The organism is Burkholderia sp. SIMBA_051, assembly GCF_046534915.1.
In the GTDB taxonomy this organism is placed as follows: Bacteria; Pseudomonadota; Gammaproteobacteria; order Burkholderiales; family Burkholderiaceae; genus Burkholderia; species Burkholderia ambifaria.
Genome location: NZ_JAWRXS010000448.1, coordinates 1 through 261 on the forward strand (window position 1 = coordinate 1; position 261 = coordinate 261).

1 protein-coding gene is annotated in these 261 nt (G+C 51.3%); it reads right to left on the bottom strand.

The genetic code is table 11. The features are described from left to right. Positions 1 to 50: 50 nt before the first annotated feature. Positions 51 to 261: class I SAM-dependent methyltransferase (locus SB771_RS35235; RefSeq protein WP_410722072.1), on the bottom strand; the 211-nt coding region annotated here is incomplete at its 5' end.

Genomic DNA, 261 nt, shown 5'->3' on the forward strand with positions numbered 1-261 from the left:
TGAATCGGACATTTTCGTACTTTCCTTTAAAAATCGATGGGTTAGGAACCCTAGTATTTGGTCCCCACATGTAAAGCTACCACGCCAGCTGACAAATTGTAATATTTGACGCCATCGAGGCCCGCTTGTTCCATCATTGTTTTCAAGGTTTCCTGGTCCGGGTGCATCCGGATCGACTCGGCGAGATAGCGGTAGCTCTCGGCGTCCTTCGCGAAGCGGTCGCCGAGCCACGGCAACACTCTGAACGAATAGACGTCGTAG